The sequence below is a fragment of the Streptococcus pluranimalium genome (genome assembly GCF_002953735.1).
Taxonomy (GTDB): domain Bacteria; phylum Bacillota; class Bacilli; order Lactobacillales; family Streptococcaceae; genus Streptococcus; species Streptococcus pluranimalium.
On sequence record NZ_CP025536.1, the window covers coordinates 1,012,576 to 1,036,689 of the forward strand.

24 protein-coding genes are annotated in these 24,114 nt (G+C 36.6%); 4 read left to right on the forward strand and 20 right to left on the reverse strand.

Going from position 1 to position 24,114, the window contains the following annotated elements; all coding sequences use genetic code 11:
• Window positions 1-6: 6 nt before the first annotated feature.
• Genes C0J00_RS05220 through C0J00_RS05235 form a run of 4 tightly spaced genes read right to left on the reverse strand, consistent with a single transcriptional unit; the run spans window position 7 to window position 3,121 of the window.
• Window positions 7-606 (reverse strand): L-threonylcarbamoyladenylate synthase, encoded by a 600-nt coding sequence (locus tag C0J00_RS05220; protein WP_104967872.1) that lies wholly within the window; start codon window positions 604-606, stop codon window positions 7-9.
• Window positions 603-1,430: a peptide chain release factor N(5)-glutamine methyltransferase gene (gene prmC, locus C0J00_RS05225; protein WP_104967873.1), complete on the reverse strand. Its 828-nt coding sequence runs from the start codon at window positions 1,428-1,430 to the stop codon at window positions 603-605. The genes C0J00_RS05220 and prmC overlap by 4 nt, the downstream gene beginning before the upstream one ends.
• On the reverse strand, window positions 1,430-2,509 hold the full coding sequence (gene prfA / locus C0J00_RS05230; RefSeq protein ID WP_104967874.1) for a peptide chain release factor 1: 1,080 nt from the start codon (window positions 2,507-2,509) through the stop codon (window positions 1,430-1,432). The genes prmC and prfA overlap by 1 nt, the downstream gene beginning before the upstream one ends.
• Before the next feature lie 33 nt (window positions 2,510-2,542).
• Complete coding sequence (locus C0J00_RS05235; RefSeq protein WP_104967875.1) at window positions 2,543-3,121, reverse strand: thymidine kinase; 579 nt, start codon at window positions 3,119-3,121, stop codon at window positions 2,543-2,545.
• 432 nt (window positions 3,122-3,553) lie between these two features.
• On the opposite strand from C0J00_RS05235, the gene C0J00_RS05240 reads away from it, so the two are divergent.
• Both C0J00_RS05240 and C0J00_RS05245 read left to right on the forward strand, forming a co-directional pair.
• Entirely contained in the window at window positions 3,554-3,739 is a 186-nt protein-coding gene (locus C0J00_RS05240) for a 4-oxalocrotonate tautomerase (RefSeq protein WP_104967876.1), read from the forward strand.
• 8 nt (window positions 3,740-3,747) lie between these two features.
• Entirely contained in the window at window positions 3,748-4,686 is a 939-nt protein-coding gene (locus C0J00_RS05245; protein WP_104967877.1) for an FAD:protein FMN transferase, read from the forward strand.
• 35 nt (window positions 4,687-4,721) lie between these two features.
• Here the strand turns inward: C0J00_RS05245 and C0J00_RS05250 are convergent, their stop codons facing one another.
• From C0J00_RS05250 to C0J00_RS05285, 8 genes are all read right to left on the reverse strand, one after another.
• On the reverse strand, window positions 4,722-5,060 hold the full coding sequence (locus C0J00_RS05250; protein ID WP_104967878.1) for an ATP cone domain-containing protein: 339 nt from the start codon (window positions 5,058-5,060) through the stop codon (window positions 4,722-4,724).
• Between the two features lie 129 nt (window positions 5,061-5,189).
• Window positions 5,190-6,557: a H2O-forming NADH oxidase gene (nox, locus tag C0J00_RS05255; protein ID WP_104967879.1), complete on the reverse strand. Its 1,368-nt coding sequence runs from the start codon at window positions 6,555-6,557 to the stop codon at window positions 5,190-5,192.
• 380 nt (window positions 6,558-6,937) lie between these two features.
• Entirely contained in the window at window positions 6,938-7,894 is a 957-nt protein-coding gene (locus C0J00_RS05260) for an ABC transporter permease (protein WP_104967880.1), read from the reverse strand.
• A gap of 2 nt (window positions 7,895-7,896) precedes the next feature.
• Window positions 7,897-8,958, reverse strand: coding sequence for an ABC transporter permease (locus tag C0J00_RS05265; RefSeq protein WP_104967881.1), 1,062 nt, complete (start codon window positions 8,956-8,958; stop codon window positions 7,897-7,899).
• Window positions 8,951-10,483, reverse strand: a complete 1,533-nt coding sequence (locus C0J00_RS05270) for an ABC transporter ATP-binding protein (RefSeq protein ID WP_104967882.1) — start codon at window positions 10,481-10,483, stop codon at window positions 8,951-8,953. Before C0J00_RS05270 ends, C0J00_RS05265 begins: the two co-directional genes overlap by 8 nt.
• 142 nt (window positions 10,484-10,625) lie before the next feature.
• Window positions 10,626-11,675 carry a BMP family lipoprotein gene (locus C0J00_RS05275; protein WP_104967883.1) on the reverse strand — a complete coding sequence of 350 codons (1,050 nt, stop codon included), beginning with the start codon at window positions 11,673-11,675 and terminating at the stop codon, window positions 10,626-10,628.
• 90 nt (window positions 11,676-11,765) lie between these two features.
• Window positions 11,766-12,155 carry a cytidine deaminase gene (locus tag C0J00_RS05280; protein WP_104967884.1) on the reverse strand — a complete coding sequence of 130 codons (390 nt, stop codon included), beginning with the start codon at window positions 12,153-12,155 and terminating at the stop codon, window positions 11,766-11,768.
• 592 nt (window positions 12,156-12,747) lie between these two features.
• Entirely contained in the window at window positions 12,748-13,335 is a 588-nt protein-coding gene (locus C0J00_RS05285; RefSeq protein ID WP_104967885.1) for a class I SAM-dependent methyltransferase, read from the reverse strand.
• Window positions 13,336-13,461: 126 nt separating this feature from the next.
• Between C0J00_RS05285 and coaA the strand changes: the two genes are divergently transcribed.
• Entirely contained in the window at window positions 13,462-14,382 is a 921-nt protein-coding gene (gene coaA, locus C0J00_RS05290) for a type I pantothenate kinase (protein ID WP_104967886.1), read from the forward strand.
• 52 nt (window positions 14,383-14,434) lie between these two features.
• Window positions 14,435-14,683 (forward strand): 30S ribosomal protein S20, encoded by a 249-nt coding sequence (gene rpsT / locus C0J00_RS05295; protein ID WP_104967887.1) that lies wholly within the window; start codon window positions 14,435-14,437, stop codon window positions 14,681-14,683.
• Between the two features lie 474 nt (window positions 14,684-15,157).
• Here the strand turns inward: rpsT and C0J00_RS05300 are convergent, their stop codons facing one another.
• The 8 genes from C0J00_RS05300 to pstC all read right to left on the reverse strand — a co-directional run bounded on the left by C0J00_RS05300 (window position 15,158) and on the right by pstC (window position 24,106).
• On the reverse strand, window positions 15,158-16,462 hold the full coding sequence (locus tag C0J00_RS05300; protein ID WP_104967888.1) for a sensor histidine kinase: 1,305 nt from the start codon (window positions 16,460-16,462) through the stop codon (window positions 15,158-15,160).
• On the reverse strand, window positions 16,455-17,126 hold the full coding sequence (locus C0J00_RS05305) for a response regulator transcription factor (protein ID WP_104967889.1): 672 nt from the start codon (window positions 17,124-17,126) through the stop codon (window positions 16,455-16,457). The genes C0J00_RS05300 and C0J00_RS05305 overlap by 8 nt, the downstream gene beginning before the upstream one ends.
• A 245-nt stretch (window positions 17,127-17,371) precedes the next feature.
• Window positions 17,372-19,906, reverse strand: coding sequence for a M1 family metallopeptidase (locus C0J00_RS05310; RefSeq protein ID WP_104967890.1), 2,535 nt, complete (start codon window positions 19,904-19,906; stop codon window positions 17,372-17,374).
• 121 nt (window positions 19,907-20,027) lie between these two features.
• Window positions 20,028-20,681 (reverse strand): phosphate signaling complex protein PhoU, encoded by a 654-nt coding sequence (gene phoU / locus C0J00_RS05315; protein ID WP_104967891.1) that lies wholly within the window; start codon window positions 20,679-20,681, stop codon window positions 20,028-20,030.
• A 25-nt stretch (window positions 20,682-20,706) separates the two neighbouring features.
• Entirely contained in the window at window positions 20,707-21,465 is a 759-nt protein-coding gene (pstB, locus tag C0J00_RS05320; protein ID WP_104967892.1) for a phosphate ABC transporter ATP-binding protein PstB, read from the reverse strand.
• A gap of 12 nt (window positions 21,466-21,477) precedes the next feature.
• Entirely contained in the window at window positions 21,478-22,281 is an 804-nt protein-coding gene (gene pstB, locus C0J00_RS05325; protein ID WP_104967893.1) for a phosphate ABC transporter ATP-binding protein PstB, read from the reverse strand.
• Window positions 22,282-22,293: 12 nt separating this feature from the next.
• Complete coding sequence (gene pstA / locus C0J00_RS05330) at window positions 22,294-23,181, reverse strand: phosphate ABC transporter permease PstA (RefSeq protein ID WP_104967894.1); 888 nt, start codon at window positions 23,179-23,181, stop codon at window positions 22,294-22,296.
• The gene (pstC, locus tag C0J00_RS05335) at window positions 23,171-24,106 is read right to left on the reverse strand and encodes a phosphate ABC transporter permease subunit PstC (RefSeq protein ID WP_104967895.1); all 936 of its coding nucleotides are present in this window, start codon (window positions 24,104-24,106) and stop codon (window positions 23,171-23,173) included. Before pstC ends, pstA begins: the two co-directional genes overlap by 11 nt.
• Between the last annotated feature and the right edge of the window lie 8 nt (window positions 24,107-24,114).

Here is a 24,114-nt window from a genome sequence, read left to right on the forward strand (position 1 = left end):
CTCCTTTTAGAAGTTAAGTTCAGGCACCACTGACAATAAATCTTCTTTTGAAATAGCTCCTTGCCTTAAAATGACCGCCTTTTCTTTCGATAAATCAAGAATAGTTGAGTCCACACCTGTCAAAAAGTCATCATCTTCATAACCAAGAACTTCATGATCAAAAGATTGCATGATAGTATTAAAATACTTCCCACTCTCTTGCCCAGACTTATTCGCTGATGGTCCAATTAGAGGACCGTGTTTGGCAATTAACTCTTGCGTTATCGGATGATTAGGAAGACGGAAGCCAACACTATCTAAACCAGAATTAATCCAAACAGGAACTTTTTCGTTCGCTTGTAAAATAATGGTTAAGGGACCTGGTAAAAAAGCTTTATACAATTTTTTTAAATAGTCTGGTTGATTTTTAGAAAAATTCAAAATATCGTCATAAGAAGAGACATTGAGGTTCATAGCTTTATCACGTGGACGCTCTTTTAAGTTGTAAACGAGATCTACAGAAGACTCATTCAACGCCTTGGCAAAAAGACCATAAACAGTCTCTGTAGGCAAGACAACTGCGTGTCTATTTTCTAATGCCTGTGATAGTTTTCCAATACTTGTCACTTAGTTAACACCACCATTCTATCTTTCCCAAAAACATCTTTTAAGACTGTTACAGTAGCATTAGGGAAGGTATTTTTCAACATTTCTTTTACTTTTCGCCCCTGTTTATAGCCAATTTCAAAGTAGATTTGACCAATTTCAGTCAAATACTTAGGTGCTTCCTCAATGATTTGCTGGTAGATTGCATAGCCATCATTAGGCGCAAATAGAGCACCATGCGGTTCATGTGACAATACGTTAGTTCCAACTTCCTTTTTATCGTCTTCTGAAATATAGGGAGGGTTAGAAACAATAATATCAAACATACCTGAAACCTGACTGAAAACATCGGATTCTAACCAATTAATAGTGAGTCCTAGTTTATGACCATTTTGCTTGGCTATCTCCAAAGCAGTTTTAGAGATATCAAGGGCTGTTACCTGCCAATCAGGACGTTGGTTTTTAAGAGCTAAAGCAATTGCACCGCTCCCAGTTCCAATGTCTAATACTTTCAACGGTTTAGTAGGATTTTTAGATAAGATAAGATCTACCAACTCTTCTGTTTCAGGGCGTGGAATTAAAACATCAGGACTAACTTTTAGAGTTAAATCTTTAAAATACGCATAGCCCAGATAATGTTGGAATGGCTTATGAGCTTCAAGGTGGTCAAAAATCTCTTTCAGAAGTTTTTCGTCCTCTAACGTCACTTCCTTAGCTTGATTTATAACGAAATCCGTTGTTGACCAGAGTTTTTTTTCTTTGAAAGCAAATTCTAGAGCTTCTCTCTCTTCACCAACGGCTTCAAGAGATTGTCCCAACTCATTTATTAACTGCCTATAGGTCATTATTTATTTAATTCTTCAAGTTTTTGCGTTTGATCATACATAATCAAAGCATCAACAACTTCATCCATTTTTCCTGACAAAATCGTATCTAATTTTTGAAGCGTCAAGCCAATACGGTGGTCTGTGACACGATTTTGTGGGAAATTATAAGTACGAATACGCTCTGAACGGTCACCAGTACCAACGGTTGACTTACGCTCAGCATCTTGCTCATCTTGAGCAATTTGTGCGAAGTGATCAGCCACACGCGCACGGATAATTTTCATCGCCTTATCGCGGTTTTTTTGTTGCGTACGCTCTTCCTGCATTTCAACCTTGATACCTGTTGGGATATGAACCATACGAACAGCCGTAGCAACTTTATTGACGTTCTGTCCACCCGCACCAGAGGCATGGTAAATATCGACACGAAGGTCTTTTGGATCAATCTCGTATTCGACTTCTTCGATTTCTGGCATGATGAGGACAGTTGCAGTTGAGGTATGAACTCGCCCTTGACTTTCAGTAACAGGCACACGCTGTACACGGTGAGCTCCAGATTCATATTTCAATTTAGAGTATACGGATTGGCCAGAAACCATGGCAACCACTTCTTTGATACCACCAACACCATTATAAGATGCTTCCATAACTTCAAAACGCCACCCTTGGGTTTCAGCGTATTTTTGGTACATTTGAAGAAGATCTCCAGCAAAGAGTGCCGCTTCATCCCCGCCAGCAGCACCACGGATTTCCAAAATGATATTTTTATCATCATTAGGATCTTTTGGTAAAAGCAAGATTTTTAATTTTTCTTCGTATTCTTCTTTGGCAGCTTTAGATTCTTTCAATTCTTCTTTAGCCATCTCTTCCAAATCAGCGTCACCAGCAGCATCTTTTATCATTTCCTCAGCATCTGCGATGTTTTGAATGATTTGTTTGTATTCACGGTAAGCCGTAACAGTATCACGAGTGTTAGCTTCTTCTTTTGAAAGTTCCATAAAGCGCTTAGTATCTGAGACGACTGCGGGATCGGATAAAAGTTCTCCCAATTCTTCATATCGATCTTCAACCGTTTGCAATTGATCGTAAATATTCATTGATTTTCTTTCTCCTTTGGTAGATAGCTGTGCTTAATGCTTATGTAAGTCTGGACTAAAATAATGTTTTCGACAAACAGAAGTATAGGTTTCGTTGCCACCAATTTGAATTTGATCGCCATCGTAGACAGGATTCCCATCTTCCATTCGTAAAACCATGGTAGCTTTTCGTGAACAATAATGACAAATAGTTTTAATTTCATCGATTTTATCAGCTAATAGCAGAAAATACTTTGAACCTTCGAATAATTCATTTCTAAAATCATTTTTTAGTCCAAAAGCCATAACTGGAATATCCAATTCATCTACTACGCGAGCTAAATCATAGACATTAGCCTTTGTCAAAAATTGACACTCATCAATGAGGACACAATATGGTTTGGTCTCTTGATTTTGAATAAAACCATATATATCAGTTTCTGGAGTAATGACTTCTGCCTGACGTTTTATCCCAATTCGACTCGAAACGTAACCAAAACCGTCACGGTTATCAAGAGAGCTAGTCATTAAAACGATAGATTTCCCTTGCTCTTCGTAGTTATAAGCAACCTTTAAAATCTCAATAGATTTTCCAGAATTCATAGTGCCATAACGATAATATAATTGTGCCAAAAATTCTGACCTCTTCCTTCAATATCCTATCTATTTTACCACAAAAAAAGGGCTATTGCGACTAAGGATATATGAAAAAAACGTCCATAAAAATCTGACAATTGCTAAAATTTATGCTAAAATATGGGCAAATATAGCTTTATCTTGAGTCAAAAACTAGGCTAAGCTTGACGTTTAGGAGCATGATCCTGCGAAATCATTTACCTTAGTTAACAATAATGTATCTCATCTGTTATCTTTTATCATGATGAGTTGTTAATTTTTAGCTAAAAACTCCAAATAACCCATTTAATACGTAACATCTTGTGAAAATTTTTTACTACTATATGATGTCCCATCAAGAATCCACCAAAAAAGCTTGCCTACCCTCTAACTAGGACTCTTCATGAAGTAATTAGTTTATCTTTATTAAAATAGTGAAGGAAAATTATTATGCCATTTGTAACAATTGATTTGTTTGAAGGACGTTCCGACGAACAGAAAGCTCAACTTGCTCGCGAAGTCACTAAAGTTGTTTCTCGAGTTGCAGGTGCTCCAAAGGAAGCTATCCATATCTTTATCAATGATATGCCTGAAGGCAGTTACTTTCCTCAAGGTGAAGTCAAAAAGAAAAATTAAGTAGTCTTATGTCTTTAAAATCTCACTCTCTTCGTCTTATGGGAACAACCATTGATCTGCTGGTTGATAGCCCTATTGCAGAAATATTAATTGACGATTGTGTGAATCTTTTACACCTATATAATAAAAGATTTAGTGCCAATGATGAGACCTCTGAGCTGATGACTGTTAATTTAAACGCAGGTATCAAGCCCACTCAAGTAACCTCTGAGTTACTTGAATTAATATCTCTAGGTAAAGAGCATAGTCTGGCAGAACCAAGTCACCTTAATATTGCTATTGGTCCTCTTGTTAATGCTTGGAGGATCGGTTTTTCGGATGCTCATGTTCCAGAACATGCTACCATTGAAAATACATTATCTTTAATTGCCCCCCGCCAAATTATCATAAATCCTGATGAGGAAACCGTATTTTTAGCTAAAAAAGGCATGCGTATTGATTTAGGAGCTATCGCTAAAGGTTATATCGCTGACCGCGTTATAGACTATCTAAAACGTAAAAATGTTACTGCTGCTATGATTAATCTTGGTGGTAATGTCTTAACTTATGGCCCTAATCGAAACAGATCGGATAACAAATGGTATATAGGTATTCAACATCCCGAACTAGAGCGTGGGAATAATGTTGGGATTATCAAAGTTGATAATCAATCAGTTGTCACTTCTGGTATTTATGAACGAAAGTTAGTTCACGATGGAAAAACCTATCATCATATTTTTGACCCACGTACTGGTTATCCTATTGAGACGGAAATGGCAAGCATAACTATTGTCGCTGATCTATCAGTAGATTGTGAAATATGGACAACTAGACTCTTTGGACTCCCTATCATTGAAGCTATGATGATTATTGAAAGAACTGTCGGTATTGAAGGAATAATTATCACAAAAGATCATCGCATAGCCATCTCTCAAGGGTTAAGAAGTAAATATCAAAGCCTATATTAATACAAAAAGTTGGAGCAATCTCCAACTTTTTGTATTTACATAATTTGCTCAAAATGAAGATGAACAATAACTTTATCATCGTAGCCATTACGTTCTAGATCGCGCTGCAAACGATATGAAATATAGTGCTCAGCAATATTGATATACCCAGCATCCATCAGACGATTTTCTACTAATGATTGAATCATATTAATGGTTGGACGCTCGACTTGCGCTTCTTCCAAATCAAGTACAACTTTTTTAGTTACTTGAGCAAGATTCGCACGCCACGTATCATCGATAACATAAACCGTTTGAGCAGCTTTTACAATAGCTTGGTAGATTTTCTCTGGATCAAAGTCTACAACTTGTCCATCACGTTTAATAATTTGCATAAGAGGTCTCCTTTCAATGCATTTTCATTGCTTACATTAATTATGCAAGGGATTTCATCTTTTGTCAAGTCAAATTATCGCAGAGAAAAAAATAAACTCGAAGAATCTTATTTCTTCGAGTTTTTATAATTATTCTGCACCAAGAGCAGCCATTGTGATGTAGTTGTATGGCTTATTAAAGTGTGGTAAGAAGAAGATATCCATAAGTGAAAGTTCTTCGATTGTCACATGTTTCATGATTGCAAGTGAGAACATATGGATTCCCATTGACATATCTTCACGTGATACCATTTGGCAACCAAGGACAACACGTGTGTCTTTATCGTAGACAATTTTGATAGCAACATCATGATTATCGTGTTTGATAAATTCAGGTTTTTGTTTATCATTGAAAGATGCTACTGCAGCATTAAAGCCAGCTTCTTTTGCACGCACTTCAGTCAAACCAGTTGAAACCATGTTAAGTCCGAAGATTGAAATACCATTTGAACCTTGTACACCAACACCTTCAAGCTCATGACCAGCAAGGTTGTGAGCAGCAACAATACCTGTACGAACAGCATTTGAAGCCAAGGCAATGTAGCTATGATCATCGCGAGCATTATCATAGATAGTAGCACAGTCACCAATAGCATAAACATCTTTCATGCTAGTTTCTTGTTTTTTATCAACCAAGAAAGCACCATTACGGAAAGTTTCAAGTTCGCCGTTTCCAAGTGCTGTGTTAGGACGGAATCCTACACACATGATAACCATGTCAACATCAAAAGTTTCTTTATCAGTTACAAGACGTTCAACTTTTCCATCACCTTCTACAGCTTGCACAGCTTGACCGAGAGCAAGTTTAACACCATTTTCTTCAAGGTTTTGGTTCATCATTGCAGTAAAATCACGGTCATAGTATGCACCCATTACTGTTTCAGCGATATCAACAAGAACAACTTCTTTACCTTTACGTTTGAAGCTTTCAGCAAGTTCGACACCAATGTAACCACCACCAACAACTGCTACACGTTCGATACCAGGTTTTTCAAGGCGGTTAATAACATCTTCAGCATTTTGGTAAAGTTTAACAAATTGAAGGTTTTCAAGTGTTGCTTCAAAGTCTGTTGATCCCTCTTTGATTTCAACGCCTTTAATTGGCGGTACAATCGGTTGAGAACCAGTTGCTAAAAGCAATTTATCATAAGATTCAACATGTTCTTTACCATCAACAATCGCAGTTACTTCTTTTTTAGCGTAGTCAATGTGAGTAACAGGTGACTCCATGTATACTGTTGCACCCATGCTTTCCAATTCTTCTTTATCAGAATAGAAAAGACCTTCAGGACCATCAATTTGTTCACCAATCCATAAAGCCATTCCACATCCTAAGAAGGAAATGTTTGAGTTTTGGTCAAATGTTACGATTTCATTTTCAGAACCGTAGTTTGACAACATTGTTTTAATAGCAGCTGTACCAGCGTGGTTGGTACCTACGACAACAATTTTAGACATATAAAAATCTCCAATATATTTTTTTACTTGTTAAGTATAACACATACAATAATAGACACCAATTTTTTTGCTCATTAAATCACAAACCATAATATCTATATCTATGTTAACGTTTTCTATTTTATCAAAAATCGTATTTTTTGGCTAGTCTCCACTGTTAATATCACAGAAATATGAAAGTATCGATACTTTTTAATTCAATTTCTATACTAAATTTCATTGATTTTTGTTCTACTCTTTAGAAAACAACTTGACTTTCTAAGTATCTCATCATCATAATAATTTCAAAATAAAACATAAGAAAAGAGCATCTCCAAAACTGGAAATGTTCTTTTCTTATAAATTATGAAACTAATGGATACTTAGCATATCTGATATCATTATTTTGATTTAATATAGTTTTTACCACCAGCTTTTGGTCCTACTGCTTGCCCAAAGAATGCTGCTAACACAATAATCGTTAACACATAAGGTGCAATTTGTAGATACACAGTTGGAATTTTTGATAGGAAAGGTAACTGATTACCAATAACTGCTAAGCTTTGAGAAACTCCAAAGAAAAGACTAGATAACATGGCTCCAACTGGATTCCATTTACCAAAAATCATAGCAGCCAAGGCAATAAAGCCAGGACCAAGAATAGTAGTTCCAGCAAAGTTAACTGAAATAGATTGAGCATATACTGCTCCTCCCATTCCACCTAGGAAACCTGAAATCATAACTCCATAATATTTCATACGGTATACATTAATCCCTAAGGTATCAGCTGCTTGAGGATGTTCCCCAACTGAACGTAATCGAAGACCGAATTTTGTCTTATAGAGAATGTACCACGAGATGAATGAGATTAAAATAGCAACATAGGCAACAAGGCTCGTTCCTTTGAAAAAGATATCACCAATAACAGGTATTTGAGCTAAGCCTGGAAAATCAAATTTACCAAATGCCTCAGCAATATTGTCCGTTTGCCCTTTTCCATAAAATACTTTTACAAGGAAAACTGCGAGAGCTGGTGCCATCAAATTAAGTACTGTACCGCTAACAATATGATCTGCGCGGAAATTAACAGTGGCAACGGCATGAATCAATGAGAATAAAATCCCAACAAGACCACCTACAAACGTCGCAACCCATGGCGTCGCATTTCCTAAAGTTTCTGAAAACCCCAAATTAAAAACGATTCCAGAGAAAGCACCCATAACCATGATACCTTCTAGACCGACATTGACAACACCAGAACGTTCTGAGAAGGTTCCACCAATACTTGTCAAGATGAGAGGTGTTGCATAAATCAACATAGAACTAACCAATAAGGATAAAATTGTCATTAAACTCATTATTAGTTACCACCTTTCATTTGTTTTTTGGGTTTGATAAATCGTTCAATAAGGTAATGAGCACCTACAAAGAAGATAATAGATGCCGTTACAACCTTAACAAGTTCTGGAGGAATACCCGCAATATTCATCCCTGGTGCTCCTACATTAAGAACACCGAATAGGAAGGCCGCAAAAATAATGCCAATAGGATTATTTGACGCTAGAAGACTGACTGCCATCCCATCAAAACCGATTGTTAGCGAAGTACTTTGAACATAGACGTTTTCAAAAGTTCCCAAACCTTCAACAACACCACCGAGTCCAGCCAATGCTCCTGAAATAATCATGGACAAGATAATCGTACGTTTGGCAGACATTCCCGCATACTCACTAGCATTAGGATTCAAACCAACTGAGCGAATTTCAAAACCAAGTGTTGTCTTATTAAGCAAGAACCAAATAACAAGGACTGCTATAATAGCAAAGAAAATTCCAATGTTTAAACGTGAGTTATTTGTTAAAGCACCCAACCATTCTGATTGATAGGTAGCATTTTGACTAACATATATGGATGAGTCAGTTGTACGCATAATATCTTTTGAAAAGACGCGTTGTATAATAGCATTCCCACCAAAAAGAATAATATAATTCATCATGATAGTGACAATAACTTCACTTGTTCCTAAAAACGCACGAAGAAAACCAGGAATAGCACCAACAATACCACCTGCAATAGCTGCGATAATGACAGTCATGAAAATCATAAGAGGGCGAGGAAAATCTGGATTAGCAAGTGCAAACCATCCTGCAGCAATCCATCCTGCGTAAGCTTGTCCTGACAAACCGATATTGAAAAATCCTGCTCTACTAGCGACAGTAAAACCAAGAGCGATAAGGATTAACGGACCCATTGCACGTAGGATTTCACCGATATTCTTAACACTTCCAAATGCAATTTGGAACAAACCTTCATAACCCCAAATAGGATCATAACCAAAGACGAGCATAATAAGCGCGCCCAAAACAAGTCCCAAAATAACTGAAATAATGGGAACCAAGATGTGTTGCATTCTTTTAGACATGAGTTTCCTCCTTCGCTACTGTCCCACCTGCCATCAAGATACCAAGTTCTTGTTTATTAGTATTTTCTGGAGTAACGATGCCTTGAATTTTACCATCATGAATAACGGCAATTCTATCAGAAAGATCCAATATTTCATCAAGTTCAAAACTGACCACTAGGACTGCTTTACCGTTAGTTCGCTCTTCAATGATACGTTTTCGAATATATTCAATAGCACCGACATCAAGTCCTCGAGTTGGCTGACTAACAATTAAAAGATCTGGATTACGATCAATTTCACGAGCAATGATAGCTTTTTGTTGATTTCCTCCTGAGAACCCTTTGGCAGGAACTAATTCACTAGCACCACGGACATCAAATTCCGTCATCAATTTGCGAGCATACTCATTCATTTTATTATAGTTCAATACACCATTTTTGCTCAACGGTTCCTTGTAATAAGTCTGTAAAGCAACATTCTCAGCCAAGGTCATATCCAAAACCAAGCCATCTCTATGACGATCCTCAGGGATATGACCAACACTGAGTTCTGTAATCTTACGAGAAGACAATTTAGTTGCATCTTGCCCTTTAATCGTAATATGACCTGATTTTACCTTACGCAAACCAGCAATGGCTTGGATTAACTCACTTTGACCGTTACCATCAATACCAGCAATACCAACAATCTCCCCTGCACGAACATCTAATGAGAGATCTTTTACAGCTGGGACACCACGATTTTCATCAACAACTAGATTTTTAATGGAGAGGATGACATCTCCTGGGACAGAAGCTACTTTCTCCGTTTTGAAAGAAACTGAACGACCAACCATCATTTCAGCCAATTCTTGTGATGTTGCATCGCCAACTTCTACTGTTTCAATACTCTTTCCACGACGAATAACAGTTACTCGATCAGCTACCGCACGAATTTCGTCCAATTTATGAGTAATCAAGATAATTGATTTTCCTTCTTTGGTTAGGTTCTTCATGATTATCATAAATTCAGCAATCTCAGCAGGTGTTAACACAGCTGTCGGTTCATCAAAGATAAGAATATCAGCTCCGCGATACAAGGTTTTTAGGATTTCAACCCGCTGTTGAGCTCCTACAGAAATATCAGCAACTTTGGCTTTAGGATTAATAGCAAGACCATACTTTTCTGACAAGGCAACGATTTCTTCTTGAGCCTTTTTCATATCCAAAGCAATTCCAGAAGTTACTTCGTTTCCTAGAATAATATTTTCAGCAACAGTAAAGGCTTCAACAAGCATAAAGTGCTGGTGAACCATTCCAATACCAATTCGAGAAGATTTTGATGGTGAGTCAATAACTACAGATTGACCATTTACAACAATTTCTCCACTTGTAGGTTCTAAAAGACCTGCCAACATATTCATCAATGTCGACTTGCCTGCCCCATTTTCCCCAAGAAGGGCATGGATTTCACCTTTTTGCAAATTCAAATTAATCTTATCATTTGCGACAAAATCACCAAAAATTTTGGTAATTTCTCTCATTTCAATGACATTCTGTGTCATAAGGAGTTTCCTTTCAATGGAAGTTATATTTCACTAAAATCCACCAAACTAATGGTGATGGTCTTTACTGAGATATAACATCTCAGTTCAAAAAAAGACAACCGACCAAGGTCGTCCTTTTTTTTGATTTTTGGTTTAAAATTTATTTTTTAGGTACTTTTATCTCACCTGATTTAATTTGTTCTTTAGCTTTTTCGATTTCTTTTACAGTAGCCTCGTCAACGTTTGTTGTAGCGATATCTACACCACCATCTTTAAGACCATAAACAGTCACATCCCCACCAGGGAACTTGTTGTCTTTAGCTTGTGTTGAAATGAGTTCAAGTGTTTTACCCACTTCCTTAAGAGTTGATGCTAGAACAAAGTTTGATTCTTTGCCATCTTTAGAAGTATATTTACCTTCGTCTTTTTGATCACGGTCAACACCGATAACCCATACTTTTTCAGATTCTGCTTTACCTTCGTTGAGTGATTTAGCTTCACTGAAAACCCCTACACCAGTTCCACCAGCAACTTGATAAACAATATCAGCACCACCTGCGTATTGAGCAGCTGCAATTGTTTTACCCTTAGCCGCGTCACCAAAAGATCCAGCATAATCAACTTTAATGTTAATTGAGTCGTCTACAGATTTAACACCAGCTTCAAAACCTTTTTCAAAACGTGTGATAACATCAGACTCCATACCACCTATAAAGCCAACCGTTTTAGTTTTTGTTGTTTTTGCAGCTGCAATACCAGCTAAGTAAGCCGCTTCATTATCAGCAAATGTTGCGCTGGCAACGTTATCTTTACCTTCAATCACATCGTCAATGATGACAAAATTTGTTTCGGGATTATCTTCGGCAGCTTTTTCAATCGCATCATGTAGAGCAAAACCAATACCGAAAACAAGTTGATAACCACTTGAGATAGCTGTATCTAGGTTATTAGCGTAGTCAGATTCACTAGTTGATTGGAAATAATCGAATCCTTTACCTTTTTCCAAACCGTTATCTTTACCCCAAGCTTGAAGACCTTCCCAAGCTGATTGGTTAAATGATTTGTCATCAACACCACCAGTATCAGTTACCATTGCAACTTTAAGACCAGCATCATCTTTATCTGACTTTGAACCACCACGATTTCCACAGGCAGCAAGAGTAAGAACAGCTACTGAAGCTAGACCAATACCAACAATCTTTTTGTTCATCTTAATGAACCCTCCTAAAAAAATATTGCAACAAGGTTGCGAGCTAATAACCCAAAGGTTAACAACAAACAGATTAGTTCAACAAACAGATTAGTTCAAATCTGTAAAAGAGTACGGAAGTAACTCTTCGACTGTCATCTCGACTGTCTTACCATTTTGTGAAATTAAAATAACTTTAGAGGTTGACTCAAAAAATTCAACCATAACTTGTCGGCAAGCACCACAAGGAGAAACTGGTTCTTCTGTTTCACCATAAACTGCTATTGCTTCCAGTTCACGATATCCTTCGGAAACCGCCTTAAAAATAGCCGTTCGCTCTCCACAATTACACAAGCCAAAACTAATATTTTCAATATTACATCCTTGGAATACCTGACCAGACTTGGTTAGAACTGCAGCTCCAATCGGAAAATGTGAATAAGGGACATAAGCATTTTTGCTTGCTTCTATAGCTAAAGTAATAAGGTCAGTAGTATTCATCAGCTAATTCTCCTTAAATAAGGGGGATACTAGACGTAGTAATATTTTGGATCTTACTTAACAAAAATCCTTAGCATAAACATTAGAAAAACTATACTCTTTTACTTCTACAGCAAGTCTCTCCATTTGCTCTCTATTTTTTATAAATGTATCATCAAGTAAACGATTTTACGCCTTTTAAGCATTTTTTTAATAAAAAATTTGTATCATTTCTTTAGGTTAACTTTTAGTCACCCTTATTTTACCATTTTTTTAAAATTCTGTAAGTAGATTTTGAACTAATTTTTGGTTTAAATTGATTTTTTCGTTAATTTTTTTCTTCTTAACTCTTTGTCTAATCTTTTCACGAACAATATAACACTTCTGTAATCTATAAAATCGTTTTTTACGACAGATCAGACTTCTGAAATTTTATTGATAGTTAATAACCTAGCGAATAAACATGAGAGCTAAGATGAAGCCATTACTCTCGTCTCGCTTAGCTATTGCTCATCACAATCTTAAGCATAGGGATTACCGTGCTCGATCAAGTACTTGATGTCGTTAACAATAATATAAAGACCAATCATTTTACCATTACAAACGCTAAATATTATTTTACACTTCTTAAAATATAATAGCCTTTATCTTTTTTTAGGATTTCAACATTACCAAATATCTCTTGCATTTTGGCTTTTGCGCTGGGTGCGCCTTGTTTTTTCTGAATAACAATTGTTAAATCACCATCTGGATTGAGGTAATCAAATGCTTCTACCAAGATTCTATGGACAACTTCTTTTCCTGCACGAATAGGAGGATTAGAGATAATATGATCAAATCTTCCAGTCACCTTATCATAAATATTAGATTGAAAAATGTCTACCTCTACATCATTAGCTTGTGCATTTTCTCTTGCTAAATCAATCGCACGATTATTAATATCTACCATCGTGGCTTTAACACCTTGAACTTTGGCTAAAGCAATCCCAAGCGGACCATAACCACAACCAAGATCAAGTAGCGTATCATTTTTATGAAATGTTAACGTTGATAATAAGACTTGGCTACCAAAGTCAATCATTTTTTTAGAGAAGACACCCGCATCAGTCTTAAAAGAAAAACTATCTCCTAAAAGATTCACGTTTAATTCTTTTATATCATGACTGCTATTGGGATTTTCCTCATAGTACATATTAGCCATTTTATCTCTTTTCTATTTCTTTCTGCGGCTTTTATTTTACCATAGTTTTTGATTTTGTTCTAGAATTCTGAAATGGTTTTCATTTTTTCGTTTTTATTGATATAATGTTGAACAGGAGTTTGACTTATGATTCATGATTTAATCAATTTTAAAAATATTTCTCGACAAGAATGGCAACAGTTACATCGCCATTCTCCCAACTTGCTAACCTCTGATGAGTTAGAAGCTCTTAGAAGTTTAAATGACCACATCGAGTTAGAAGATGTTAAAGATATCTATCTTCCATTAATCAATTTAATTAATATTTATAAAAAGAGTGTTGATGATTTAGCTTTTTCAAAAAGTCTTTTTTTAAAAGATCAATTAAACAAACGCCCTTTCATCATTGGTATTTCTGGATCTGTTGCTGTTGGAAAGTCAACAACTAGTCGTCTTTTGCAACTACTTCTCAGTCGTACACACCCTGAGTGTAAAGTCGAGATGGTAACCACGGATGGGTTTCTATATCCTAATCAGACCTTAATTGACAAGGGAATTCTTGAACGAAAAGGCTTTCCAGAATCTTATGATATGCCTCGTTTGCTGCATTTTTTAGACACTATCAAAAATGGTCGCAAGGTTGACATTCCAATCTATTCACATGAAATTTATGATATTATCCCTAACACTGTTCTAAGTCTAGAAGCGCCAGATTTTCTTATTGTTGAAGGCATTAATGTTTTCCAAAATCCTCAAAACGAACGTCTCTACATAGCCGATTACTTTGATTTCTCCATTTATATTGATGCCCATACAGAACATATCGAAAAATGGTACCTCGAACGTTTTTCAAAACTTTTGCTAATTGCTCAAAAGGATACAACTAACTACTACCATCGATTCACAAAGCTCACTAAACAAGAAGCTTTAGGTATCGCTAAACATACTTGGGAGTCTATTAATCTTGTCAATTTAAAACATTATATTGAGCCATCAAGAAGTCGAGCAGATATTATCCTCCACAAATCACTCAATCATAAAATTGATGAAATTTACCTCAAAAAGTGAGAAAGACTTGTCAAAGCTATCATTTTCTTATATAATGATAGAGTTAGTAAATATGGAGGTGAATACTTTGGCAAACATTAAATCAGCTATCAAACGCGCTGAACTTAACGTTAAACAAAACGAAAAAAACTCAGCACAAAAATCAGCTATGCGTTCTGCGATTAAAGCTTTTGAAGCAAACCCATCTGAAGAGCTTTTCCGCGCTGCTTCTTCAAGCATTGATAAAGCAAAATCAAAAGGTTTGATCCACGCAAACAAAGCTAGCCGTGATAAAGCGCGTCTTGCTACTAAATTAGGTTAATTAATAAGAATCGAGTTGCCAGATGGCAACTCTTTTTTTCTCTAAAACTTATTACAAACAAATGTAACCTGCCAGTTAAAAGACAGCAACAATTGAGGTAGGTAGTTCAAATTTAAAAATAAAGGAGGCTGGACAAAAAGTCCAGCCTCTCAATATAGAGTTCGTTTTAACATCCTAACGCAGTGGTTGAGAGAAACGCTTAGCAGCTTATCCATTTTAGAGTTTCCACTACAGAGTTTCTTAGGAACTTTAGTCCCAAGCAAACACTGCTAAATGGCTGTTTCATTCACCTTTTACGCTCAGCAGCAAACCTAGAATAGTAGATAAAAGCTGTGCTTTTTCTATAGACACCCTCAAAAGATCTCTCAATTTTTTTTGAGCTATGTGGTGGTGGCAAAAAAGATTCTAGGAACCTTTTTAGTGAAAAGGGAGGCTTTCCCTCTCCCTCTTTCACTATAAAAACAAGGAGACCTCTTATAAGAAAACATCAAAAATAGTTCCTTGAGGTGTATTATCTTTTACTGTTATCTCTCCACCTAAAGTATCTACAATCTGCTTGGCAAGAGATAAACCTAGACCAAATCCACCAGATTGTCTCGTTCTTGCTTTATCAACACGGTAAAATCGATCAAAGATTTTCGATTTATCATCATCTGAAATACCTAGACCATTATCAGATACTCTCAACCACAAACGGCGCCCTTTGGTTTCAACAGAAATACTAATAATCCCTTGCTTCTTTGTATATTTCAAGGCGTTATCAACTAAAATAGTCATCAACTGTTTTATGAGCGTTTTATCTGATTTAATAGGTCGTTTCAAATGATTCATTACCATTAACTCCTTGTCATTCTCTTGAGCAATTAATTGGTAATTTTTAAAGACATCATCAAAAAATGTTGGTGAAATATCTTCTATGTTCGGGTCAATACCATCATCACGACGAGCTAAGTTTAAGAGATTTGTCGTTAACATTCTCATATTTCTAACTTCATCAAGACTTGCTGCAATACTCTCGCTATGTTCAAGAATAGTATCATTAGGTTTTCTAAACAAGGTTTCTAAGCGATTTTGGAGTACAGCCAGGGGCGTTCTTAATTCATGGCTGGCATTTTCAACAAAGCTCTTTTGTTTTTCATAACTAGCAATGATTGGTTTACGACTCCACTTGGCTAGATAAACACTAGTGATAACTGATATCAACCAAAAGATAATCATAATGCTTATAATAACATTAACATAGCGGTCAAATGCCTCATCCAATTGTCTCGTACTCGCTAGAAAACTAATATATTTTACTTGAGGATAAGCTAAATCGGTAACTTCAAGCGTGACACTGCGATAATTTTCAGCATGTCCATAAGTGTTGATGTGAGTCTCTTTAACAATTCTATTGAGCTGTTTTTTATTAAGCTTAATACTTGAAAATTCAGAATAAGCATCAACCGTATTAATAACCTCTCCAAATCTATCAAATACAATAATATCTAAAACAGCCAGATCATCATTGTGTTTAAACTTACTAGGATCGATTGTAATACCGAAACCATCTCCATCTGAGCTCCAAGAGTAATTCCTAGCCATAGTCATTGCAATATAACTAGCCGCAGAGTACCTAGCTCTTTTCAGACTATTATCCGTTGAAGAGTAGAGACCAAGTCTCATAATCTGCAAAATAATAATCGTCATCACAAAGAAAATAGCAGTGAATACCATCATAAAATGGATAAAGGGCTTGAAATTATCAGAATGAATTTTTTTTTGTATGTATTTATGCATCTTTTAAAATATAACCAACACTTCTTAAAGTCTGTAAATGATCTGCAAAACTCGTTCCTTTAAGTTTTTTACGGATTTTTGACACATAAACTTCAACAACCGAAAGCGTTGTATCGCTATCAAATCCCCATAAACGATCAAAAATCTGTGTTTTAGGTAAAATAACATTTTGGTTTTGTAGAAAGTACATTAACAATTCAAATTCTTTACCTAAAAATTCTACTTCTTTGCCATCTACTGTAACACGATTAATTGTCGTGTCAACGCTAATATTACCGTATACGATGGTATGATCGGTCAGCTTTCCAGAACGTTTAAGTAAGGCTTGGATTCTCATTTTTAATTCTTCTAGATAAAATGGCTTAGTTAAATAATCATCTGCTCCTAACTCAAAACCATGTCCCTTATCATCCAACCCTTCCTTTGCTGTCATAATTAAAACAGGCGTTGTTATCCCTTTTTCTCGAAGCTCTTTTAGCACTTGAAAACCATTTTTTTCTGGAAGCATAAGATCTAATAAAATAAGATCATAAACGCCAGATTCAGCTTCATACAATCCTTCTTCCCCATCAAAGACCTGCATCACATCTGCAAAATCATCCAGAAAATCAAATACAGAATTGGACAAACTCAAATCATCTTCAACCAAGAGTAATTTTATCATATTGCATCTCTCCTTTGTTCCATTATACCTAAAACTAATCCTCAAAGCCACTTGTATCAGTTCTCCATAAGAGTATTACCGTGTCTTCATTATAAGGCAGAATGCTTAAGCAAATCTGAAGCATTGCTCTGTTCCAATAATAAGTGTATCAAAAATCGACCTCACTTGAATCGGTGAAGTCGATGTTTTAGTTTCTGATTAACTCTATTTTGACAGTAATCAATTATTCTATCTTAAAAGATAAATTATTTCAAAAGGGCATTTGAAACAGCTTCTTTTTCTTTATTAATTAACTCAAGACGAGCTGAAATTTCTTTAATACCCATAGAGATATTACGGCTGATAGCCATATCGTCTAATTGAGGTTCAAAGAAGGATTTATATTCTTCAAGAGCTGTTGGTGTTTTAAATAGACGTGAAGGGATAATGACAAAAGAATCAAAACTCATGTCACCTCCAAGAACAGATTTAATCCATTCCCAGTTTACTTTCGACCATTGCCATACAGTATCTTGACTAAACCGATGACTTAAAAGAGCTCCATACCAAGCTGATAAGTCTTGTGGTTTAATGATATCCTTATCTTTAAAATACTCTAAAATTGTTGAGAGATTCTGCGCATCCTTAGTGTGAGCAATAGCTTGAGATAATTGACGCTTAAAGGTGCCATCGTTTGTCTTAACATAATACCCAATATATTCATTTAACAATTCAGCAGTTTCAGATGATTTAAATTCATTAATCAATAACACTGCACGGATTGAAGCAGGAATTTTTTCTAAATCGTCGCGGTACTGTGCAAACAATTGACTTGCTTCTGCTGTTACATCAAGGTCATGCGCTTCGATCAATTGTGCTAAAACTAATTGACGAACCATTTCATCTTCATCTGATTCTTCTGGACTCGGTAAGAAACCTAGACGTTCAAATTTATCATGGAAAATACGGCGAATCAAATCATGTTTTGCAGCTTCTTCTTCACTATTTTCATCAATAAACTTATCAAGACCATTCAAGACTGAACTAATTGCAGAAATAACCATGTAAGAATCAGCTTTTGATAGTCGCTCAATTAGAGGGACGAGTTCGGCATAAGAAATCTTACCACCTTCAGCTAATAAACGACGCTCTTCGACAACTTGCAATTGGCTAGTTGCATCTAGAGATTCTAAATCATTGAAAATCGCCTCCAAAAGCTCTCCCTTATAATTAGAGATGTAATGAGCTGTGTTTTCCGTATTTAATCGAAGAGCTCCCTCATTTTGCACAGCTAATTGACTGTAATTTGGAATGACTAGACGTTCTTCTATTAAAGTATCTGGAAGACCTTCCCAGTTACTATTAAGTGGAACTTGCCACAATCGTCCAACTTCTTCACCTTCACCAATAAAGAATTGTTCCTGACTGATCACTAAATTGTCATCTTCAACAGAGACAGTAACCACTGGATAACCTGGTTGTTCAAGCCATGAATTCATAAAACCAGAGACATCTTTACCTGAAGCATCCGACAATGCTCTCCAAAGATCGTAGCCTACTGTATTTTGATATTGGTGTTTCTTGAAATAGGCGTTTAAACCAGCTGCAAAGGCATCATCGCCAAGCCAACGACGCAACATGTGCATGAGACGACTACCTTTAGCATAAACAATAGCAGCATCAAATAAGGTATTAATTTCATCAGGATGTTTGACTTCAACATGAACAGATTGAACACCATCAGTTGCATCACGTTTAAGAGCATGAGGAACTCCACCTGTTTGGAAGTCTTCAAAAATATTCCAAGATGGTTCGATAGCAACAATAGCCACGTATTCCATCATATTGGCAAAACTTTCATTTAGCCATAAATCATCCCACCATTTCATGGTTACCAGATTACCGAACCATTGATGAGCCAACTCATGGGCAATAACAAGGGCTACCTGTTGACGACTGGATACTGTAGAATTATCATCAACTAAAAGGTAGATTTCACGGTAAGTCACAAGCCCCCAGTTTTCCATAGCTCCCGCAGAGAAATCAGGTAAGGCTAAATGGTATGACAATGGAATTGGGTAAGTAACACCAAAATAATCTTCATAGAAATCAATGACACGAACAGCAATATCCAGCGCAAAATCAAGTGATTTTAAGGGATGAGCCTTAGTTGAGAAGATACCTACTTCTGTTCCGTTTTTAGAGGTTTGTGTTTTTCCTTGTAAATCACCAAAACCAAATGCTAGCAAATATGAAGACATGCGTGGCGTTGTTTCAAAACTCCAAACACCTGTTTCTTGACGAAGTTCTGGGTTTGATTCAGGCATATTAGAAAGAGCAATTTCACCTTCTACTTGATCAAACTTCAAGGATAAATCAAAGGTTGCTTTTGCCTCAGGTTCATCAACGCAAGGGAAAGCTTCTCGTGCAAAATGACTTTCAAACTGTGTTGAAATAACCTCTTTTTTGACACCATTTTCTGTGTAATAAGACGGGTAAATACCAGTCATATTATCAGTGATTTGACCTGAAAATTCAATGACAAGTGTCATCATACCAGTATCTGGTGAATCAATGCGGACACATTCATTGTCCTGATCCACCTCAAAAGTAAGTGCTTCATTATCTAGTTTTACAGATTCAATATGCAAATCTTTTTGATGCAAGGCAATCTGATTGTCTAAAGCTTCTCCTGTGATAGCAACATTACCTGAAAATTGTTTTTCCTGACGATTTATGTCAAGAAAAAGATTATAGTTTTCTGGAATAAACGTTTCAATCAAGTGTTCGACTACTTTCATAATACTCCTTAATATTAGCTGGGATTTCCCTAATCAACTTTTTAACTGGTGTAAACAAAGGCAACCAATTAAGAAGAAAAGGATGTTGAATCCAACACCCTTAATTATACCATAAAGTGACTTATAATTCGATAATCTTACCAGTCTTAAGGTAAACAACCCATTCACAAATATTGCGAGCGTAATCACCGATACGCTCTAGATACATGAGAACTTGGAAATATTCTTTACCAGCAAAGGCTGCTTCAGGATTTTCTCTAATACTCTCCACCGCTTGGTGTTGAATGGTTCTGAAATATTCATCAATTTCTTCATCTTTGGTTGCTACTTCACGGGCAGTGGTTTCATCACCATTGATGTAGGCGTTAAGCGCGTCTTCCAACATACGCTTAACAGCTTTCCCCATTTTACTTATTTCTGCTTCTACTTGAGGAACACGTTCCTCACCCTTCATACGAATGGTTGCTTTCGCAATAGCCGAGGCATGGTCACCCATACGCTCTACATCATTGGAAGCCTTTAAAACAGTAATAACTGTCCGCAAGTCTTGTGACACTGGCTGTTGTAAAGCGATAATTTCAAGGGATTTTTTTTCAAGTTTAGTTTCGTAGTTATTGACCACTTCATCTTCGTCAATCACTTCTTGAGCCAAGTCACGGTCGTGACTAACAAAAGCACGGACACTTTTATTAATTTGTGCCAAGACTTCTGTTCCCATAGCATAAAATTGATTATGTAGTTTATCTAATTCTTCTTCAAATTGTGTACGTAACATAGGCTACCTCTTTCATTGATTTGGATTATCCAAATTTACCAGTAATATAGTCTTCTGTTTCTTTATGTTTTGGTTTCATAAACATAGTCTTAGTATCTTCAAATTCAATTAGATTACCATCTAAGAAGAAACCTGTACGGTCAGAAATACGTGAAGCTTGCTGCATTGAACGTGTCACGACAACCATAGTGTAATCTTTTTTCAGTCCATATAAGGTCTCTTCAATTTTACCAGCTGAAATAGGGTCTAGGGCTGATGTTGGTTCATCTAAGAGAATGATACGAGGGCTAGTAGCTAAGACACGAGCCACGCAAACACGCTGCTGCTGACCACCAGATAAACCAAGAGCTGAATCATGAAGACGATCTTTCACTTCATCCCAAATAGAAGCTCCAATCAAAGATTTTTCAACAGCTTCATCTAGAATAGCTTTATCCTTAATCCCCTTAATACGTAGACCGTAGACAACATTTTCATAAATTGACATTGGGAATGGGTTAGGTTGTTGGAATACCATCCCAATTTCTTTACGTAAATCAACAGTATCTGTTCTAGGACTGTAAATGTTGTGGCCATCATAACTGATAGAACCTGTAAGCGACCATTCTGGATTCAAATCTCCCATACGGTTGATTGCTCTTAGAAGGGTTGATTTTCCAGATCCAGAAGGGCCGATGAGGGTCGTGATTTCGTTTGGAAAAATATCAAGTGACACATTATTCAAAGCTTTTTTCTTTTCATAATAGACTGACAAATCTCGGACTTGTAAAATTGGTTCTGTCATTCCTTCTCCTTCCTATCCAAAACGCCCTGAAACATAGTCGCTTGTTGACTGCAATTTAGCATTTTGGAAAATATTTTTTGTTTTATCATATTCAATCAAATCACCTAAATAGAAAAAGGCAGTGTAGTCACTAGCACGCGCTGCTTGCTGCATGTTGTGCGTCACAATAATGATCGAATAGTTTTTCTTCAATTCAAACATGGTTTCTTCCAATTGCATTGTTGCAATTGGGTCAAGGTTTGAAGCAGGTTCATCCATCAATAGAATATCAGGTTTTACCGAAATAGCGCGGGCAATGCACAAACGTTGCTGCTGTCCACCTGAGAGAGTAAAAGCTGATTTATGTAAATCATCTTTCAACTTATCCCACAAGCCCACTTGTTTCAATGAAGTTTCAACAATCTCATCCAATACTTTTTTATCTTTGATCCCAGCGCGTTCATGGGCGAAGGTAATGTTATTATAGATTGATTTCGCAAATGGATTAGGTCTTTGGAAAACCATTCCTATATGTTTACGCATTTCATAAACATTAATTTCTGGAGCATTAACATCAATACCTTGATACATAATCTCACCAGTTACTTTAGCAATATCAATAGTATCGTTCATCCGATTTAAGCTACGGAGAAAGGTTGATTTTCCACATCCTGATGGACCGATTAAAGCAGTAATTTTATTTTTTTCAAATTGCATATCAATTCCTTTGATAGCTTCATTATTACCATAATAAACATGCAAATTATTAGTTGATAAAATGAGATTATCTTCAGGGAAAGTAATGATATGTCTTTCATCCCAATTATACTCAGACATAAGAACTCCTTATTAAGCTGCTGATGTTAGTTTTTCGTGTAATTTCTTACCAATAAAGCGAGCAGACAAATTAAAAATTAAAATAAAGACCAATAAAACTGCTGCTGATCCTGCAGAAACGAGAGTTCCATCCGGAATCGTTCCCTCACTATTAACTTTCCAAATATGAACAGCCAAAGTCTCAGATTGACGGAAAGGTGAGATAGGGCTAGTTACACTTAGAGGATTCCAGTTAGACCAATCAAGGGCTGGAGCTGACTGACCAGCAGTGTAGATCAAGGCAGCCGCTTCCCCGAAAATACGCCCTGAAGCTAGAACGATACCTGTTACAATTCCTGGTAAGGCTTCTGGAACAACAACATGTAAAACTGTCTCCCAACGTGATAATCCCAGAGCTAATCCTGCTTCGCGTTGCGTATGATGAACAGTACGAAGACTATCTTCTACAGTACGTGTCATTTGAGGTAGATTGAAGACGGTTAGAGCAAGGGCACCTGAAATGATAGAAAAGCCATATTCAAACTGCACAACGAAAATCAAATAACCAAATAGACCAACTACCACTGATGGTAGGGAAGACAGAATTTCAATACAAGTACGAATAAAGTTTGTCAAACGTCCTTTTTTAGCATATTCTGCAAGGTAAATACCTGCCCCCATTGACAACGGTACTGAAATGATCAAAGTTGTCACTAATAGAAATAATGAGTTATACAGCTGAATCCCAATTCCTCCACCTGCTTGATAGGAAGATGATTTTCCGGTTAAGAAGGACCAACTGATATGAGGCAAACCGCGAACCAAGATATAAAGAATTAACGATGCCAAGATTGCGACAATAATAGCTGCAATGGTGTAGAGAACACCAGTTGCTAACTTATCCATTTTTTTAGCGTTCATAGTTTCTCTTTCTCTCTCTTGTAATGAATTTAACGAGGGTATTAAAAGCAAGACTCATAAGAAGTAATACCAAGGCAAGTGACCAGAGAACATTATTTTGGACTGTTCCCATAACCGTATTACCTATTCCCATGGTTAAGACTGATGTCAACGTTGCTGCTGGCGTTGTCAAGGAAGTAGGAACAACAGCAGAGTTACCAACAACCATTTGAATCGCTAAAGCTTCACCAAAGGCACGAGCCATTCCAAAGATTATCGCTGTAAAAATACCTGGGCGAGCAGCGTTCAAAACAACACGCCAAATGGTCTGCCAACGTGTTGCCCCCATAGCCATACTTGCTTCGCGATAGTGACGCGGAACAGCTCGAAGACTATCTGTCGTCATAAAGGTAACTGTTGGGAGAATCATAACAAAAAGTACAAAAACCCCTGACAAGATACCAAATCCTGTGCCACCAAAAATGGAACGTACAAATGGCACAACGATTTGCAAACCAATAAATCCATAAACAACAGATGGTATACCAACCAAAAGCTCGACAGCAGGCTGAAGGATTTTACGACCGTACTTAGGCGAAACTTCCGTCATAAATACTGCTGCTCCAATAGCAAATGGTGTCGCAATCAAAGCAGACAGAATCGTTACAATGAAAGAACCCATAATCATTGGCAAAGCTCCCATAAGAGGTTGACCATCCGGTCCTTTTACACTCGGTTGCCAGTCAGTACCAAATAAAAATTTAAACAGATTGATTTTATCAACAAAGAATGTCGATAGACCTTTTTGAGCAACGAAAATTAAAATCATTGCTACAATAAAGACAATTAAAGCAAGGCATAAAAAGGTAATCGTCTTACCAAATTTCTCAAGGCGAGAATTTTTTGAAGATGAAACCAATTTCTTAGCCAATTCTTGATTCTTCATTTCTACTC